The sequence below is a fragment of the Bacillus sp. B1-b2 genome (genome assembly GCF_009183415.1).
Taxonomy (GTDB): Bacteria; Bacillota; Bacilli; order Bacillales; family Cytobacillaceae; genus Niallia.
Window position 1 is genome coordinate 1 of the sequence record NZ_WEHU01000041.1, and the last position, 16,481, is coordinate 16,481.

The 16,481-nt window shown below is 33.9% G+C and carries 16 protein-coding genes; 12 read left to right on the top strand and 4 right to left on the bottom strand.

Annotated features, from left to right (window positions below; all coding sequences use genetic code 11):
- Positions 1-100: 100 nt before the first annotated feature.
- The gene (locus F9279_RS22800) at positions 101-547 is read right to left on the bottom strand and encodes a YrvL family regulatory protein (RefSeq protein WP_193224681.1); all 447 of its coding nucleotides are present in this window, start codon (positions 545-547) and stop codon (positions 101-103) included.
- A gap of 547 nt (positions 548-1,094) precedes the next feature.
- Between F9279_RS22800 and F9279_RS22805 the strand changes: the two genes are divergently transcribed.
- Together F9279_RS22805 and F9279_RS22810 are read left to right on the top strand one after the other, a co-directional pair.
- The gene (locus tag F9279_RS22805) at positions 1,095-1,982 is read left to right on the top strand and encodes an ABC transporter ATP-binding protein (protein ID WP_152116435.1); all 888 of its coding nucleotides are present in this window, start codon (positions 1,095-1,097) and stop codon (positions 1,980-1,982) included.
- On the top strand, positions 1,979-2,788 hold the full coding sequence (locus tag F9279_RS22810; RefSeq protein ID WP_152116436.1) for an ABC transporter permease subunit: 810 nt from the start codon (positions 1,979-1,981) through the stop codon (positions 2,786-2,788). Before F9279_RS22805 ends, F9279_RS22810 begins: the two co-directional genes overlap by 4 nt.
- 469 nt (positions 2,789-3,257) lie before the next feature.
- Here the strand turns inward: F9279_RS22810 and F9279_RS22815 are convergent, their stop codons facing one another.
- Both F9279_RS22815 and F9279_RS22820 read right to left on the bottom strand, forming a co-directional pair.
- Positions 3,258-4,160: an ArsR/SmtB family transcription factor gene (locus F9279_RS22815; protein ID WP_152116437.1), complete on the bottom strand. Its 903-nt coding sequence runs from the start codon at positions 4,158-4,160 to the stop codon at positions 3,258-3,260.
- Positions 4,161-4,322: 162 nt separating this feature from the next.
- Positions 4,323-5,192, bottom strand: a complete 870-nt coding sequence (locus F9279_RS22820) for an AraC family transcriptional regulator (protein ID WP_152116438.1) — start codon at positions 5,190-5,192, stop codon at positions 4,323-4,325.
- A gap of 147 nt (positions 5,193-5,339) precedes the next feature.
- On the opposite strand from F9279_RS22820, the gene F9279_RS22825 reads away from it, so the two are divergent.
- The 9 genes from F9279_RS22825 (at position 5,340) to F9279_RS22865 (ending at position 13,270) form a co-directional block, all read left to right on the top strand.
- Entirely contained in the window at positions 5,340-7,304 is a 1,965-nt protein-coding gene (locus F9279_RS22825; RefSeq protein WP_152116439.1) for a glycoside hydrolase family 127 protein, read from the top strand.
- A gap of 160 nt (positions 7,305-7,464) precedes the next feature.
- Complete coding sequence (locus F9279_RS22830) at positions 7,465-8,016, top strand: histidine phosphatase family protein (protein ID WP_152116440.1); 552 nt, start codon at positions 7,465-7,467, stop codon at positions 8,014-8,016.
- Positions 8,017-8,135: 119 nt separating this feature from the next.
- On the top strand, positions 8,136-8,633 hold the full coding sequence (locus tag F9279_RS22835; protein WP_152116441.1) for a GNAT family N-acetyltransferase: 498 nt from the start codon (positions 8,136-8,138) through the stop codon (positions 8,631-8,633).
- A 153-nt stretch (positions 8,634-8,786) separates the two neighbouring features.
- Complete coding sequence (locus F9279_RS22840; RefSeq protein ID WP_152116442.1) at positions 8,787-9,923, top strand: GTP-binding protein; 1,137 nt, start codon at positions 8,787-8,789, stop codon at positions 9,921-9,923.
- 27 nt (positions 9,924-9,950) lie between these two features.
- Entirely contained in the window at positions 9,951-10,100 is a 150-nt protein-coding gene (rpmG, locus tag F9279_RS22845; protein WP_152116443.1) for a 50S ribosomal protein L33, read from the top strand.
- A 68-nt stretch (positions 10,101-10,168) separates the two neighbouring features.
- Complete coding sequence (gene rpsN, locus F9279_RS22850; RefSeq protein ID WP_152116444.1) at positions 10,169-10,438, top strand: 30S ribosomal protein S14; 270 nt, start codon at positions 10,169-10,171, stop codon at positions 10,436-10,438.
- A 58-nt stretch (positions 10,439-10,496) separates the two neighbouring features.
- Positions 10,497-10,859 (top strand): hypothetical protein, encoded by a 363-nt coding sequence (locus F9279_RS22855; protein WP_152116445.1) that lies wholly within the window; start codon positions 10,497-10,499, stop codon positions 10,857-10,859.
- A 16-nt stretch (positions 10,860-10,875) separates the two neighbouring features.
- Entirely contained in the window at positions 10,876-12,048 is a 1,173-nt protein-coding gene (locus F9279_RS22860; RefSeq protein ID WP_152116446.1) for an FAD/NAD(P)-binding protein, read from the top strand.
- Positions 12,049-12,070: 22 nt separating this feature from the next.
- Complete coding sequence (locus F9279_RS22865) at positions 12,071-13,270, top strand: GTP-binding protein (RefSeq protein WP_152116447.1); 1,200 nt, start codon at positions 12,071-12,073, stop codon at positions 13,268-13,270.
- 242 nt (positions 13,271-13,512) lie between these two features.
- On the opposite strand, the gene F9279_RS22870 is transcribed toward F9279_RS22865, so the two are convergent.
- Positions 13,513-14,076, bottom strand: a complete 564-nt coding sequence (locus tag F9279_RS22870) for a DUF2777 domain-containing protein (protein ID WP_152116448.1) — start codon at positions 14,074-14,076, stop codon at positions 13,513-13,515.
- 238 nt (positions 14,077-14,314) lie between these two features.
- Here F9279_RS22870 and asnB point away from each other — a divergent pair, with 238 nt between their 5' ends.
- Positions 14,315-16,162, top strand: a complete 1,848-nt coding sequence (asnB, locus tag F9279_RS22875) for an asparagine synthase (glutamine-hydrolyzing) (protein ID WP_152116449.1) — start codon at positions 14,315-14,317, stop codon at positions 16,160-16,162.
- The last annotated feature ends 319 nt before the right edge of the window (positions 16,163-16,481 follow it).

Consider the following 16,481-nt stretch of genomic DNA (forward strand, 5'->3'; position numbering starts at 1 on the left):
ATATTGGATTTGGATAGGTTACTACCACCAGACCATTATAAAGGATTTTTTTGTGTAATGGATAGAATGCAGAAAATTTAGATTAATTAAGTGTGATACGTTATTTTAATGCGACGCTAGTGTCAAAAACTATATCTAATATAGCTAAGATGATAGCCATAATCACTTGGGTCCATAGATTAATCTCTATGGAATGCATGAATTTATTTATAAAAGAGATGAGCATTAAATTTACTAAAAAGGAGATAACAAAGTATCCCATAGTAATCTGTGAATCATTCCATTTTTTTGAATGTACCATGAAGGCTTTCATCACTTTAACTAAGATATCACTGATAAAGCTAATTAGGAAATATGCAAGTACAAAAAGTATAATAGAACGAATGGAATCATAATGCACGCCTAATATGTTAAAAAGACCCACTGTTCCAAAAAAGAATAAACCCAATATGAAGGAGATTGAAGCAATGAGTAGGAAAGTAATAGTAATGATAATGAATAGTTTCATACGAAAGGTTTCTTCTTTAAAAGATTTATTATCACTCAATTTCTTTACCTCTTTTTCCATTTAGTTAATAGCTATATACGTTTTTTTTAGCAAAAGGTTTCTGAAAATATTATTAGTATGCTTATAAAATGTAAGGCTTGAATACATATAGGGTGCTTTCCTTTAATAAAGATGAGTGCCCTATTTCTTATTGTAAAGGAAGATTAGTTGAAAATTATCTTATTGAAACTTAGTTAAAGAAAATTCGTATAATAAGTACACTAGTGTAATGCGATAACTTGTTGTTATAGAGATAAAAGAGGGGAGGGAATTGTTAAAGGGATTAATATTTTTCTAAAAATTATTGATAACATTGGTTCTAGCGTTCCTGTTTTTCTGAAATATCGCATTTATGATATTTATGGAGTAGAACGAATACATGCAAAATATACAGGGTTTATAAAGAATCTAGATTTACTTAATGATGCTAATTTCGAGTATTTGTCTTTTTTAAAGCTCTTTTTTTATATAAGTACATATATATTATTTAATCCTATTTGTTAACAAATATATCTGGGGAAATTTCACTTTAAAGGGGAGAGGTTATATGATACAAATTCATGGTCTGACCCAACAGTTTTCAAATGGAAGAGGAATATTTGATGTAACCTTCGGGGTGGAAAAAGGAGAAGTGTTCGGATTCCTTGGACCAAATGGAGCTGGAAAGTCCACAACGATTCGTCATTTGATGGGATATATAAAGCCGCAAAAAGGAACTGCTATTATCCATGGATTTAATACCTGGGAACAACAAGAAAAGGCAAGAGAAAAAATAGGTTATTTACCAGGAGAAATTTCCTTTATGGATGGAATAAACGGATTGGAATTTATTAAATTAATGGCAGGAATGCAAGGACTAAAGGATAAGAAAAGGAGAAATGAATTAATTGATCGGCTTCAATTTGATCCTAATACACCAATTCGGAAAATGTCAAAAGGGATGAAACAGAAAGTAGGAATTGTTGTTACATTTATGCACAATCCTGAAGTATATATATTAGACGAACCATCATCAGGCTTAGACCCTTTAATGCAAAAAACCTTTATCGAGCTTGTATTAGAAGAGAAAGCAAAAGGGAAAACATTTATCATGTCTTCCCACAGTTTTGCAGAAATAGAGAGAACTTGTGATAGAGCTGCTATTATAAAAGATGGAAGGATAGTGACTGTAAAAAAAATTAATGATCTTCAATTTATGCAACGAAAAATTTATGATATTACGCTTGATAATAAAAATGATGTAGAAAAAATTCAAACTTCTAATTTAATCATTGAAAATACAAACGGAAACGTAGTTCGTATTGTGGTCCAGGGTGATTACAATGAGCTAATCAAAGAATTGTCTAAATGTAATGTTACAAATATAAGTAGTGTTAGTCAAAGTTTAGAAGATGTTTTTATGAATTACTATGACTCAAAGGAGGCTGGGAAATGAGTATGCCTCTTCTCATGCAAATGGTAAAACTGCATTTGAAAAACTTTCTTAGTTTTGGATTTGGCTCGGCATTCTATGTAGTTTTAATGACTTCTTTATATCCCTTGTTTGCAGATAATACTGAAGCAATAAACCAATTAATAAAGATACTTCCTGACAATCTGAAAAACGTACTTGGCTTTGATTCGTTAAATAGTTATGGTGGATTTATTTCTGCTGAATATTTCGGTCTGTTATTTCCTATTATTTTAGGTGTTTTTAGTGTAATGACTGCAACTCAATTATTGGCACATCTCGTTGATAGGGGGTCTATGGCTTATTTACTTTCTACAAAAGTTTCTCGTAGTCAAATAGCTTTTACTCAGGCATTAGTCTTGATTATCGGATTACTGCTTATAGTATTATTAACATTCTTAGGTGGTATCATTGCTGGAGAAATAATAATAGATGAACAATACTCACTTAACTTTAATGCATTTTTCCAGATAAACTTTGTTGGATTTCTATTGTTTTTTGTGGTTGGAGGATATTCTTTTTTAGTCTCATCTTTATGCAACGACGAAAAAAAATCACTTGGTATAGCTGGTGCTTTAACTTTTATATTTTATGGATTAGATATGGTAGGGAAAATCAGCTTGGATTTTGAATGGGTGAGGAACATAACACCTTTCTCATTATACAGTCCTAGTGAAATAGCAAGTGGTGATGCGGAGATATTCATACCTTCACTTATTCTTTTCGTAATTGGAATTTTTACTTATTCAGCAGCAATTGTCGTGTTTAAACATCGCAATTTACCACTTTAAGAATCAATACGTTCCATTAAAAAACAATACTTCATCGTTTGGAGAGGTGTCTGGTCGACTCCTACAGGAACTGCGAGATTGGAGGAAAGTGCTCAGCACTCGCCCTATGGAAAGCGACCAATAAGCCTCGGAAAACAGCGATAAATCTGCATTCAGTGGGTTTTCTATAGGAAGCTAAAAATAGTAGTGCTTTTTCAGTACCTCTCCTCAAACCCGTCAGGAGTCAAATGTTTCCCGCTTCATTCCAGGAGTTACTAATATAGTTTCAAATAAATAAAACCAAACAATTAAACGAAGGAATGAATGTGCTTTCCGTCTAATTGTTTGGCGTTATTGTTGACTAAAATACTTCTATCCAGCCTCATATTTTTTTAGATTTGTTTTTTGAAATAAGCAAGGTATGAGATAGAGTTCTTTCCTTTTAGTAAGTAATAATAAGAAAAAGTTATCTTCTACATTATTTCATTTCTTACAAGTAATACAATTTAAACACAATATCTTGTGGATGGTTCCCGAATTTTTTGCCGAAAAGAGTTGCTCCACCAACATATTCTGCATCTTCTTTCACTTCTATTCGGAAGGTCCAGCGATCAACGGTTTCATCTAGGTCATTGATGGTAATTTCAGAGATGGGATCTCCCTCAATATAAGTACCATGATTGGTAATTCGTAATGTCTTTAAAAGTCCATATTGATTTAGATTATGCGGCCACCAATCAGGAGTTAGCTTTCCTCTTGTGTCAGCGAAATCTCCAGGACTTCTCCATGTTCCTAGTTCTAATCCATTTAGAGAGAAGGTGATATCTGATGGCCAGTTGTCATTAGCAAATGGGAATTCTGAACACATCTCTAAACTGATTTCAAATTGTTGGATTTTTTCATCATTCTTTAAGAAGTTTGGGATATTGTATTGAATAAACCCTTGCGTAAACCATAGAATTTCAGCATCTACTCTTTTAGGATCCATAAAAAGCTTCGGTTCGTCTACTTTCCCAATGAAATCCTTCTCAGAGGCTAAGCCACAAGTAGGCTTTAAATCATAATCTGTGTAATGCCCAATAGGTACAGAAGTTTCATAACAAGCAAAAGAATGGTAAATCTTTTTTGGAAAGTTTATTTCAATATGATCTACCTTTAGCATGGAGATTTTTTGTAATCCTGATTTACCAGGAATCTTCTCTGTTTTAATTAAGCCTGCATCTTCTAGCTTTTTAACATGTTTTGTAACAATAGCACTACTTATTCCTAATTGTTCTGCAAGTTCTTTGATGTTCATTTTGTTTTTTGACAGTAGGCGAATGATGGTCATTCGAACTTCACTAGCCAATGCTTCATATACCACTAAAGATGAACTATCTATCCCCAGTTGCATGCAGTACCCCTTCTTTCGTATAGGTTAATGAAAACGTCTTTATTATATAAAAGATAACATGTAAATTAATCTCTGTAAATATTTTCTTAACAAATAGTTTGTTATTAACAAAAAGATTAATAGGGGAATGATTCTCAATTGGAAGTTTACTAGCTTGCTTTACTAAATGTTGTTTAGTTTTATATGTCTTAAGGCAGAACGAAAAGCACTAGGAGTCATTTGTTCTTGTTTTTTAAAGACTCTCATAAAATACTTTTCATCCTTAAAACCACAATCGATAGCTATTTTTGTAATAGAATCATTGGAATTTAATAACAGAGACTTAGCTTTATCCAATCTAGCTTGCAGGATAAATTGACTAATAGTCATTCCCGTATTTTTGGAAAAGGTATGAGACAAATAGGCCTTGTTATATCCAAAATGATTAGCGATATCCTCTATTGTTAAAGAGTTAGTAATGTTCATTTGTATCCACTCCATGACAAAATGTAAGAAGCGGTGACGCGGTTCTTTCAGAATTTGAACTTCTTGACTTAACCGTGCTGCTTCACTTATTTCTAATAGAATACTTGTTACTAAATAATGAAGGAATGCTTTATTGAACTGTACTGATTTCATGCCTGATATAAGTTGATTGATAAGAATAATAGCTTTAGATAGATTTATAGTAGTCGAAAATAATGGCAACGATATCTCCGCTATCTGTTGTTCATCTGAGGGAAGGGGTAGCATGGTAAATTCCTTCGTGTCTTGAGGAAATTGAAAATGAAACCAATAAAAAGACAAGCCTTTATTGGAGGTTTTATGTCCTCTAAAAGAAACTCCTGCAGGGATGTAAATAAAGTCATTTTCTTTTATTTCATATGTAAGATTGTCTACCTCTAAAAAAAGTATTCCAGAGATACCTATAATGATCTCTTCATTTGGGTTTTTACGAGGAGCGTGTGCCCATGGAACGTCCGAAACAAATAATCCAGCTGAATGAAAAGTCACAGGGCCATTTATAATTTTGTGTATATTATCATTAATCATGAATTTCCACTCCCTTTTGATAAAAATATTAGCAGGTTCATCTAGCTTTTGTCCACCATATCTATAGCCTATTCTACTTACAGATAAAGTAGAAACAGGTAGAATAATGAAAACGATATCATTATATTGCTATTAGGAGTGAAACAGATGTTAAAAGAACTTGCACTAAGTCAGGCAAAATTAAAGGATTCCTTTTGGAGTTATTACGTTAACAATATCAAGGAAAAGACAATTCCTTATCAATACAAAGTAATGGATAACAGTATTGATATTAACATTGAACGAGAAAGGGAAGATGAGAGTCTACCTGCAGAGAAAAGTAATGCTATTGAAAACTTTCGTATAGCAGCTGGAATTAATGAAGGAGAGCATTATGGGTGGTTCTTCCAAGATAGTGATGTGTATAAATGGTTAGAAGCAGTTGCTTATAGCTTGGAAATAACGCCAGATAAAGAACTTGAAGAGCTTGCAGATAGTGTTATTGAGCTCATCGGTAAGGCACAGGAAGAAGATGGATATTTAGATACTTTCTTTCAATTAAAGTTTCCGAATTTAAAATATAGAGAGCTGCATTATAGTCATGAGCTATACTGTGCAGGGCATTTAATTGAAGCTGCCATTGGTTATACAGAAGCGACAGGTAAAAGTGAGCTTTTAACGATTGCATTAAAGGTAATTGATCATATAGAAGCACATTTCGGATATGAAGAAGGTAAGATTCAAGGTGCAGATGGCCATCAAGAAATTGAGCTAGCTTTAGTAAAGCTTTATGAGTTCACAGGGGAAAAGAAATACTTAGCATTAGCGAATTTCTTTACAGATATAAGAGGAAAGGATCCTAAATTCTACGAAAAACAAGTAGAACAAAATAATAGAGATGGACTATCGGATAGCCATCCAAGAATTAATTTAACGTATCTACAGGCATATACACAACCAAAAAATCAAACAACCGCAGAAGGTCATGCTGTTCGTATGCTTTACATGGCAACTGGAATGGCGAGAATTGCTAAGCATACGAATGATGAAGAGCTATTACAAGCTTGTAAACATATATGGACAAATGTCACTACGAAAAAAATGTATGTCACTGCAGGAGTTGGTTCAACAGTTCATGGCGAAGCATTTACAGGAGATTATGATTTACCAAATGATACGATGTATTGTGAAACCTGTGCATCTATTGCATTAATCTATTTTGCTTACGAATTATTTAAAATTGAACCAAAGGCAGAATATATGGCAGTTATTGAGCGGGCTTTATACAATGGTATATTATCTGGAGCAGCAATTGATGGAGAACATTTCTTTTATGTAAACCCATTAGAGGTATATCCAGCTTTTAGTAAGCAAAATCCAGGTCAAGGTCATGTGAAAACACAAAGACCTGAATGGCTCGGCTGTGCATGTTGTCCGCCTAACTTTGCACGTACTATTGGTTCTATTCAACGCTACTTATATACATGGGATCAAGAAAATAAAACGGTTTATAGCAATCTATTTGTTTCTAGTGAAACACAAATAGAAGACTTAAAGGTAGAGCAGAGAACAGAATTCCCAAAGAGCAACAGAGTTAGCTATTATTTATCAAGTAATGGGAAAGAAGTTACCTTTAAAATCCGCATTCCAGAATGGACCAAAAATGCCATTATACGTGTAAATGGAGTACAGCAAGCATTGAATCTGGATAATGGTTATGCCGTTCTTAAAAAGGTATGGGAGGAAGAAGTGATAGAGCTTACCTTTGAAACACCTATATTCGCGATTACGGCAAACCCTAATGTAGTATCAGATGTTAACAGACTTGCTGTACAAAGAGGACCATTTGTTTATTGTGCAGAATCAATTGATAACGAGGATAAACTACAAACATATCATGTAAATGTAGAAAAAATTGCTTTGGGAGAGGTAATGTATAAAGAAGAGGTTTTAAATGGAGTTACACAAATAAAAATCGAGGCGAAAAAAGAAATGCTGCATGAAAGTTGGGAGAGCAATCTCTATCAATTTAATTATCAAGCGGAAATGGAGAAAAGTAGTATCACCCTTATTCCTTATTATGCATGGGGAAATAGAGGAGAAGGAGATATGTTAGTGTGGTTGTATAAATAAGTGCAAGATTAGATCATAAGTTTCTTAACAGAATAACCCTTCTAAACGAAGTACACCAAGTGTTTAGCTTCGTTTAGAAGGGTATTCTCATTTGTGATAGGTGTTATATTTCCAAATCTTTGATATTATATTCATACTATCATTCTAAGAGGGTGTGACAATGGAGAATAGTAAAACAATCTATCTTATACGACATTGTGAAGCGGAAGGACAAGGTCCAGATGCAGCATTAACCTTGAAGGGGAAAGAGCAATCTATCCAGTTAGCAAATTTATTGAAAGAAAAGGGAATTCAGTTGGTGATATCTAGTACTTATAGAAGAGCAATGGAGTCCATTCGACCTTTAACAGTAGGGTTAAACATTTCTATTCTTCAAGATGAACGGCTGGTGGAAAGAGTTCTTAGTCCTGTTAGTATAGAAAATTGGCAATTTCACTTAGAGGAATCTTTTGCAGATTTAGATCTTATCCTAGAAGGAGGAGAGTCTAGTATTCAGGCTATGAATAGAGGTATACTGGCTATACAAGATTATTTAAATAGATTAGAAGATACTCTTGCCATTATGACACATGGAAACTTATTAGCTTTACTATTAAAGTATTATCAAGCATCTATAGGGTATTATGAGTGGAAAAAGTTGACGAATCCAGATGTATTTAAACTGACTATAGGGAAGAATCAGGTGTTAATAAATAGAGTATGGAGGAATTAGCATAAACAAAATGAAAAACCTTTATCGTCCATTTAATATGTTAAATTTATGTAGTTAACAATTAGATATTCAGTTAAAACTAGAGAAAACAAAGAAGTAGATACAAAGGAGGAGCAAGAATGAACATACGAAAAGCTACCCTTTCTGATGTTAAAGGAGTTGCGAAGGTTCAAGTGGATAGCTGGCGTTCTACTTATAAAGGAATTGTACCAGATGACTATTTAACTAGCTTATCTTATGAGAAAAGAGAGGAGCTTTGGCAGAAGGTCATCCCTAATGGAAGTGTATTTGTTGCTGAAAATGAGCGTGGGGAGATAGTGGGTTTTGCAAACGGTGGTGTAGAAAGAAGTGGAAAATATAGAGGATATGAAGGAGAACTTTATGCTATATATTTGTTAGAGGATTATCAAGGACAAGGGATTGGAAAATTATTGGTAAATAAAGTGGTAGAATACTTAAAGGAAATAGGGTATAACACTATGATTATTGCAGCACTTGAAGAAAATCCAGCATGCCAGTTTTATGAAAAGATTGGTGGCGAGATAATAGGAAAGGAAGAAGTTGATATAGGAGGAAAGAGATTGATAGAAGTGATATATGGATGGTCTGCGTTTTGACTTTCTTCAAGATTTTACAAAAAAGGGTTGCTTTTTTCTTTTTTTTCAAATAGAATTTATAAATGTTAAATAATTTGATTAACTACTGCTGTTGATGCATTTTTTTACTCAACAAATCGTAATGGTTACGATTTGTGTACGGAGGTGATATAGTTGAAAGAAAGTAAGATACCCGTAACGGTTTTAAGTGGTTATCTTGGATCAGGAAAAACAACTCTCCTTAATCATATTCTTTCTAATAGAGAGAATTTAAAGGTAGCAGTAATTGTTAATGATATGTCTGAGGTAAACATAGATGCTACTTTAGTAAAACAAGGTGGTTTTTCTAGAACAGATGAAAAACTAGTCGAAATGCAAAATGGTTGTATCTGCTGTACGCTTAGAGAAGATTTAATAAAAGAGGTAGAAAAACTTGCCGCACTTGGTGACATAGATTATATCGTTATAGAGTCTAGTGGAATCAGCGAGCCAATTCCTGTAGCTCAAAGCTTTAGCTATGTCGATGAAGCGGTAGGAATTGACTTATCACAATTTTGTACCTTAGATACTATGGTAACTGTACTAGATGCTAATCGCTTTTGGCATGATTATGCATCAGGAGAAACGTTATTAGAACGTAAGCAAGCAGTAGATGAATTAGATGAAAGGGAGGTGGCAGACTTATTAGTGGATCAAATTGAGTTTGCAGATGTTCTTATTTTGAACAAGACGGATTTGGTCTCCAAAATGGAACTGGCTGAATTGAAGGCAGTTATACAAAAGCTTAATCCATGTGCCAAGATAATAGAGAGTCACTATTCTTGTGTACCATTAAAAGAAGTCTTACATACTGGACTTTTTGATTTAGAAACAGCTAGTCAAAGTGCTGGATGGATAAAAGAGTTGAATGAAGAGCATATTCCAGAAACAGAAGAGTATGGTATATCTTCCTTTGTTTATCGTAAAAATAAGCCATTTCATCCTGAAAGGCTAATGAATTGGATAGAAAATTGGCCGAAGGAAATAGTGCGTGCAAAAGGATTTATTTGGTTAGCCTCAAGAAATGATATAGCGGGGTTACTTTCACAAGCAGGACCATCCCTGACAATAGATGGGGCTGGCTTTTGGGAAGATACATTTTTAGAGCCAAAACAATCCCACGAAAATCGTCTAACTGAATTAGTGTTTATAGGGATAAAGATGAATCAAATGAAGATAGTAGAAGACCTGAATCATTGTTTACTAACAGAAGAAGAAATGAAGATGGACTGGACCCAGTTTACTGATCCAATACCACCATTTGTAATATAAAAAATATACCTATAGGAGAACAAGGAAATGAGAGTGAATATCACTTTAGCATGTACAGAAACAGGAGACAGAAACTATATTACAACGAAGAATAAGCGAACAAATCCAGATCGTATCGAATTGATGAAATACTGCCCAAGGTTAAAAAAACGTACATTACACCGTGAAACGAAGTAGGAAAAAATTTTTAAGATGTAAATCGTAATAATTACGTTTTAATATTAGGAAAATGGAGGAAAAAGAATATGGCAAAAAAATCAAAAGTAGTAAAACAGAAAAAACGAGAAGCAATGGTGGAGAAATATGCTGCACTACGAATGGAATTAAAAGAAAAAGGAGATTATGAAGCATTAAGAAAATTACCTAGAGATTCTTCTCCAACTCGCTTAAAAAGTAGATGTGAGGTAACTGGGAGACCAAGAGGTTATCTAAGAAAATTTAAAATGTCTCGTATTGCTTTTAGAGAATATGCCCATAAAGGTCAAATTCCTGGTGTGAAAAAATCAAGTTGGTAAGAATAATAAAGCCGTCAGATATTTGACGGTTTTATTTTAACAAGAAGGAGGGAATAAAATGGCCGACACTCATCCTGCTTTAGTGAACTTGCTGTATCGAAGTGCTATTTCTAGTTTGCCAGCTAATAAACGAGAAATATATCAGTATATAGAAAGCAAAGAACTGGAGTTAGAAGAACTAGCAGTAAGTGAAAAGCATTTTGTTCAATTAATGTATAATCATTCTCCCTTCAAGGAGGCCGCAAGATATTTCTCCTTGGACATAGCCACTGTAAAGAAAATAATGGATGAGGCTCAAGCTGAAATTGATTCTGTGATAGTAAGAAGAATAAATGGACTTAAATGGATTGATTATTCTGCTGATGGAAAGCAATCAAGCAAGCATCCAAGAAAGAAGTGGACCTTTGTATTTGTATCATAGTTAAAGGAGAATGTTCATGTTAGAGTGGATCATTATAGGTGGAGGCGTACAAGGTGTAACACTTGCTCTGCATTTGCTAAAATCCAAAAAAGTCACAATAGATAAGCTTGCCATTATAGATCGAAACGCAGAACCTTTAGTGAATTGGAAACAGAATACGAAGAAGATCTCCATGCCTTTTTTACGTTCTCCTTTTGTACATCACTTAGATGAAGATCCTTACAGTCTTCAAACATATGTAAAGAAGCATGCTTATACTAAACAAACGGTGTTTTATGGACCTTATAAGCGACCATCTTTATCTTTGTTTAACGAGCATTGTGATTTTCTTGTTAAGGAAATGTCACTTAAAGACGCATGGGTTAAAGGTGATGTTTCAAAGGTGATGAAAAGTAGGGATGGGTGGCAAGTTGAACTAAAAGATGGACAGAAGGTTTTATCTAAAAAAGTGGTCATAGCTATAGGCGTTGGTGAGCAACTGAATATTCCAAGCTGGGCATCTCCATTAATAAAGCAAAGCCAAAATATTTTTCATATTTTTAATAAAACCCTTTTAAATACAGAACAGTTGGAAAGAGATATTGCTATAGTTGGTGGCGGAATTACAGCAGCACATTTAGCCATTAAATTAAGCCAATTATTCCCTAAGCAAGTTACATTATTAATGAGACATCCATTTCGAGTGCATGATTTTGATAGTGATCCAGGTTGGTTAGGTCCTAAGAAGCAAAATGCTTATCAGAAATTAGATAGCTATTTACATAGAAGGAACGAAATTACGACAGCGCGAAATAAGGGATCTGTGCCAAGGGAGATTTACATGAAACTAAAAGCACTTGAAAAGAGAGAAAGCTTATCCATTAAAGATATAGAAATAAGTCAAGGAGAAAGAGAGAATAATAAGCTCCTTTTATTGGACAAAGATAATGAGCTAATTGTAAAAGCTGGTACGGTATTATTAGCAACAGGTTTTTTGCTAGCTTTACCTGGTCGAGAATGGATAGAACCAATGGTGAACTCCTATAAATTACCGACTTCAGAATGTGGATATCCTATTGTCAATCATGACCTTCAATGGGATAAAGATTTATATGTTACAGGTGCTTTAGCAGAGCTAGAAATTGGTCCTATTGCTCGTAATATATCAGGTGCAAGACAAGCTGCAGAGAGAATAATAAACTGCTTATAAAGGATAAGGGAGGACTAGTGACATGACAAAAAGAATACCAGTTACTGTTTTAAGTGGATATCTAGGATCAGGAAAAACGACTTTGCTAAACCATATTTTAAACAATCGAGAAGGATTGAAAGTAGCCGTAATTGTAAATGACATGAGTGAAGTGAATATAGATAGTGAGCTAGTTCAAACACAAGGAGGTTTCTCTCGAACAGAGGAAAAGTTAGTAGAAATGTCCAATGGGTGTATTTGCTGTACTCTGCGAGAAGATTTACTTGTGGAGGTAGAAAAGCTAGCAAGCCAAGGAGATATTGACTATATTCTAATTGAATCTTCTGGTATAAGTGAACCTGTCCCAGTTGCTCAAACTTTTTCTTATATTGATGAAGAATTAGGAATTGATTTAACAAAATTTTGTCAGCTAGATACAATGGTAACAGTAGTAGATGCTTACCGATTTATGCATGACTTTGAATCAGGGGATTCACTTCTAGATCGAAAAGAAGCTATAAGTGAAGTAGATGATAGAAATATTGCGGATTTATTATTAGATCAAATAGAGTTTTGTAATGTATTACTTCTAAATAAATGCGATTTGGTACAGGAAGAAGATTTAGCAAAACTGGAGCAAGTGATTAAAACATTACAGCCAGAAGCAAAGATAATTCGGACGATTAATAGTGAGATTGACCCAAGAGACATATTAAATACGAATTTATTTGATTTTGATAAAGCAAGTGAATCAGCAGGTTGGTTAAAGGAGCTTAACATAGGAACAGCAAATCATACTCCTGAAACAGAGGAATATGGCATCAGTTCATTTGTTTATGCAAGGAAAAGACCATTTCACTCTACTAGATTTAATGATTGGTGTGGAAGTATGCCAATACAAATTGTACGTGCAAAAGGAATTGCATGGTGTGCCTCAAGAAATAACTTAGCACTTCTATTATCTCAAGCAGGTCCATCTGTGAAGATTGAACCTATTTCGTATTGGGTAGCTTCTCTTCCTGAAAACAGACAAAAAGAGATATTACAATATAATCCTACACTAAGAGAAAACTGGGATAATGAGCATGGCGATCGTCATACCAAACTGGTGTTTATTGGTATAGATTTAGATGTAGATTTAATTACAAAAGAATTAGATGAGTGCTTGTTAACAGATGAAGAGTATCATAGTGATTGGTCTTCCTTAAATGATCCGTTTCGCTGGAGTATTTCTGCTAAATAATAAATGGTTAATCACGTTAAAAGAAGAAGGATAAACACCTCCCTTAAATCGTAATAATTACGATTTAAGGGAGGTTTACTTATAGTCATTTTGGTTTTATGAACAAAAATGCAATCTTGCTGAGGCTAAACCTTTTTAAAGGAGTTTTACGAACATACTTAACACTATATTATGTAAGAAGCCTTGGGGATAAAAGAAAACAAACCTCAAGGCTACACTCCATACTATTACAATTTTACAATTTATGAAGTAAGTTTTTCTACAATCATTCTTTTTCCAGTGTTTAGGGTAAATTCAAAGCGATCTGTGTTGTTATTATTATAAAAGAAATGATGATTGACACTACATAATCCTTCTTCATTATCAAAAATCATCATGTTTACTCCGTTTTTTCTTTTTTCGTCTTTTACAAAGGTAAGGTGATTATAACAATAAATACAATCATAAATAGAAAACTTCATGGAATTTAACGTTGTGATAAATTGGTAAAAACAATCATCGCTAAGCTCATTTAATAATTCCTCTAACGCGAAAACAAGATGCTTCCTAATACGTATTGTGTCATCATTACTTAAAAAATGTACTGAATCAGATATATTCACTTTGCCATCTTCTAATAAGATTCCTTTTCTCCATCTATTAAAAGAGAATATTTCTATTTCCTGATGATTATATTCTTCTAGCATGGAAGCATCTTCTGTTCCCTCATCAAAAAAGATCCACTGTTCATTAATGTATTCAACAGAACCTTTAGTGAAGGCACGGGTTTGAAATTCGATAAGTTTAGCTCTCTGCTGATTTTTCATTGTAAACCTCCCAAAATACACATACATAAATACTTTTTAGACATTAAAACGTACTTTTATAACCCATTTGTCTTTTTCTTTCTATAAATTTTAAGAAAGGCTTATTTTAGAAAGTTTGCTCTTTTTGTTTCAAAAAAAATTTTATAGGACAAATAACCATTTTTTATTGGGCGCATATGATACTCCATACTGATTGGTATCTAATCACTAGTTCCCACGAAAGGAAGGATGATTGTCGATGTGTGGAATAACAGGTTGGGTTGATTATAAGAAAGATTTAAGAAAAGAATCGGAAACGGTAGAAGCAATGGCAGAAACACTGTCAAAAAGAGGTCCTGATGACACAAATATCTGGACGCGATTGCATGTAGGATTTGGTCATAAACGATTAGTAGTGGTTGATCCACTGAATGGTATTCAACCAATGACAAAAGAAAAGCAAGGATCGAATTATACAATTTGCTACAATGGTGAGTTGTACAATACAGAAGATATTAGAAAAGAACTACTAATAAAAGGATATTCATTTAATGGTCATTCTGATACAGAAGTTTTACTTGCTTCCTATATCGAATGGGGAGAAGAATGTTTACAATACTTAAATGGAATTTTTGCTTTTGCTGTTTGGGATGAATTGCGTAATTCTTTATTTATTGGTCGAGATCGATTAGGGGTAAAACCACTATTCTATACAGAGGTAGGAACTAGCTTCATCTTTGGTTCCGAAATTAAAGCATTGCTTGCAAATCCAAATGTTAAGTCAGAATTAGATCGTGAAGGCTTAGCAGAAGTATTTGCACTCGGACCATCTCATACACCTGGTAGTGGCATCTTTAAAGGAATAAAAGAATTGCGTCCAGGGCATGCATTAAAATTCTCTCAAGAGGGTTTAAAGGTATGGCGCTATTGGAATGTAAAAAGTGAAGAGCATACAGATACATTTGATGAAACCGTAGAAAAAGTAAGATTCTTATTTAAAGATGCTGTAACGAGACAACTGGTATCAGATGTACCTCTAAGCACTTTTCTTTCTGGTGGTGTAGATTCTAGTGCTATTACAGCAATCGCTGCAACTGAATTTGCCAATAGTGGTAAAGGACCGCTGCATACGTATTCGATTGATTATGAAGGAAACGATAAATTCTTTAAAGCGAATGAATTCCAGCCGAATTCAGATGGAGTCTTTATCAAGAAAATGACAGATACATTTGGTACTATTCATCACAATTGTGTGATTACACAGGATACTTTAGCTGAATTTTTACATGAGGCAGTAACTGTTCGTGATGTTCCTGGAATGGCAGATGTGGATTCTTCTTTATTATGGTTTTGTCGTGAAATGAAAAAGGATTTTGTTGTAAGTTTATCTGGAGAATGTGCTGATGAAATCTTTGGTGGGTACCCATGGTTTAGAAGAGAAGCGGATTTGCAAAGAGGTGGCTTTCCATGGATGAGATCTATTGAGGAACGTCAAAATCTGTTGAAAGATTCTTGGAGCTCTAAATTAAACTTAAAAGATTATATGATGGATAAATATAATCAAACCATTGCAGAAACTCCTAGGTTAGAGGGAGAAAGCAAAGAGGAAGCAAAGCGTAGAGAATTATTTTATCTAAACCAATTATGGTTTATGACAACATTATTAGAGCGCAAAGATAGAATGAGTATGGGAGCAAGTCTAGAAGTGCGTGTACCTTTCGCAGATCACCGTTTAGTTGAATATGTTTGGAATGTACCTTGGGAAATGAAGAATTATATGGGTAGAGAAAAGGGATTATTACGTAAAGCTCTAGAAGGAATTCTACCTGATGAAGTACTTTATCGTAAGAAGAGTCCTTATCCAAAAACGCATAACCCAATCTATACAAAAACAGTGACTGATATGTTAACAACGGCTTTAGATGATAAGAGCTCTGCATTGTACGAATTCTTTAATCAAGAGCAATTAAAGAATATTATTGATACTCAAGGTTCTGCATTTAAAGAACCATGGTTCGGACAATTGATGACAGGACCACAGTTATTAGCACATTTAGTACAGATCCATCATTGGTTTAAGGATTATAATATAAATGTGGTAGATTAAGGTTAACAGGGTAGGCTGTATGTCAGTCTACCCCGATGTATGTATGGATTGTTTGTTTTTCTTTCTTTTCTTGAGTAATAAGAGGAATAATAAAAAGCTTGGTATGATGAACTGCAAGGGTACATTGAGTAAGAATGGCAAGACCTCAAAAGCTTCTGTAATGTGGTCTATATAGCTTAAGCTAATGAAGATGGAAAACATCGAGATAATACAAATGGCTGGCCCAATGAAATATCAATAAGGGAGCTTAAATACATACTCTACACCTTTTAAGCCTCCGAAAATAAAGATAGAGCCTTTGACTATAAAACCCCACGGA

Bases quoted from the DNA above. Each gene is read 5' to 3' on its own strand.
- F9279_RS22805 (WP_152116435.1), top strand. From the start codon at position 1,095: ATGATACAAATTCATGGTCTGACCCAACAGTTTTCAAATGGAAGAGGA.
- F9279_RS22810 (WP_152116436.1), top strand. From the start codon at position 1,979: ATGAGTATGCCTCTTCTCATGCAAATGGTAAAACTGCATTTGAAAAAC.
- F9279_RS22815 (WP_152116437.1), bottom strand. From the start codon at position 4,160: ATGCAACTGGGGATAGATAGTTCATCTTTAGTGGTATATGAAGCATTG.
- F9279_RS22820 (WP_152116438.1), bottom strand. From the start codon at position 5,192: ATGATTAATGATAATATACACAAAATTATAAATGGCCCTGTGACTTTT.
- F9279_RS22825 (WP_152116439.1), top strand. From the start codon at position 5,340: ATGTTAAAAGAACTTGCACTAAGTCAGGCAAAATTAAAGGATTCCTTT.
- F9279_RS22830 (WP_152116440.1), top strand. From the start codon at position 7,465: ATGGAGAATAGTAAAACAATCTATCTTATACGACATTGTGAAGCGGAA.
- F9279_RS22835 (WP_152116441.1), top strand. From the start codon at position 8,136: ATGAACATACGAAAAGCTACCCTTTCTGATGTTAAAGGAGTTGCGAAG.
- rpmG (WP_152116443.1), top strand. From the start codon at position 9,951: ATGAGAGTGAATATCACTTTAGCATGTACAGAAACAGGAGACAGAAAC.
- rpsN (WP_152116444.1), top strand. From the start codon at position 10,169: ATGGCAAAAAAATCAAAAGTAGTAAAACAGAAAAAACGAGAAGCAATG.
- F9279_RS22855 (WP_152116445.1), top strand. From the start codon at position 10,497: ATGGCCGACACTCATCCTGCTTTAGTGAACTTGCTGTATCGAAGTGCT.
- F9279_RS22860 (WP_152116446.1), top strand. From the start codon at position 10,876: ATGTTAGAGTGGATCATTATAGGTGGAGGCGTACAAGGTGTAACACTT.
- F9279_RS22865 (WP_152116447.1), top strand. From the start codon at position 12,071: ATGACAAAAAGAATACCAGTTACTGTTTTAAGTGGATATCTAGGATCA.
- F9279_RS22870 (WP_152116448.1), bottom strand. From the start codon at position 14,076: ATGAAAAATCAGCAGAGAGCTAAACTTATCGAATTTCAAACCCGTGCC.
- asnB (WP_152116449.1), top strand. From the start codon at position 14,315: ATGTGTGGAATAACAGGTTGGGTTGATTATAAGAAAGATTTAAGAAAA.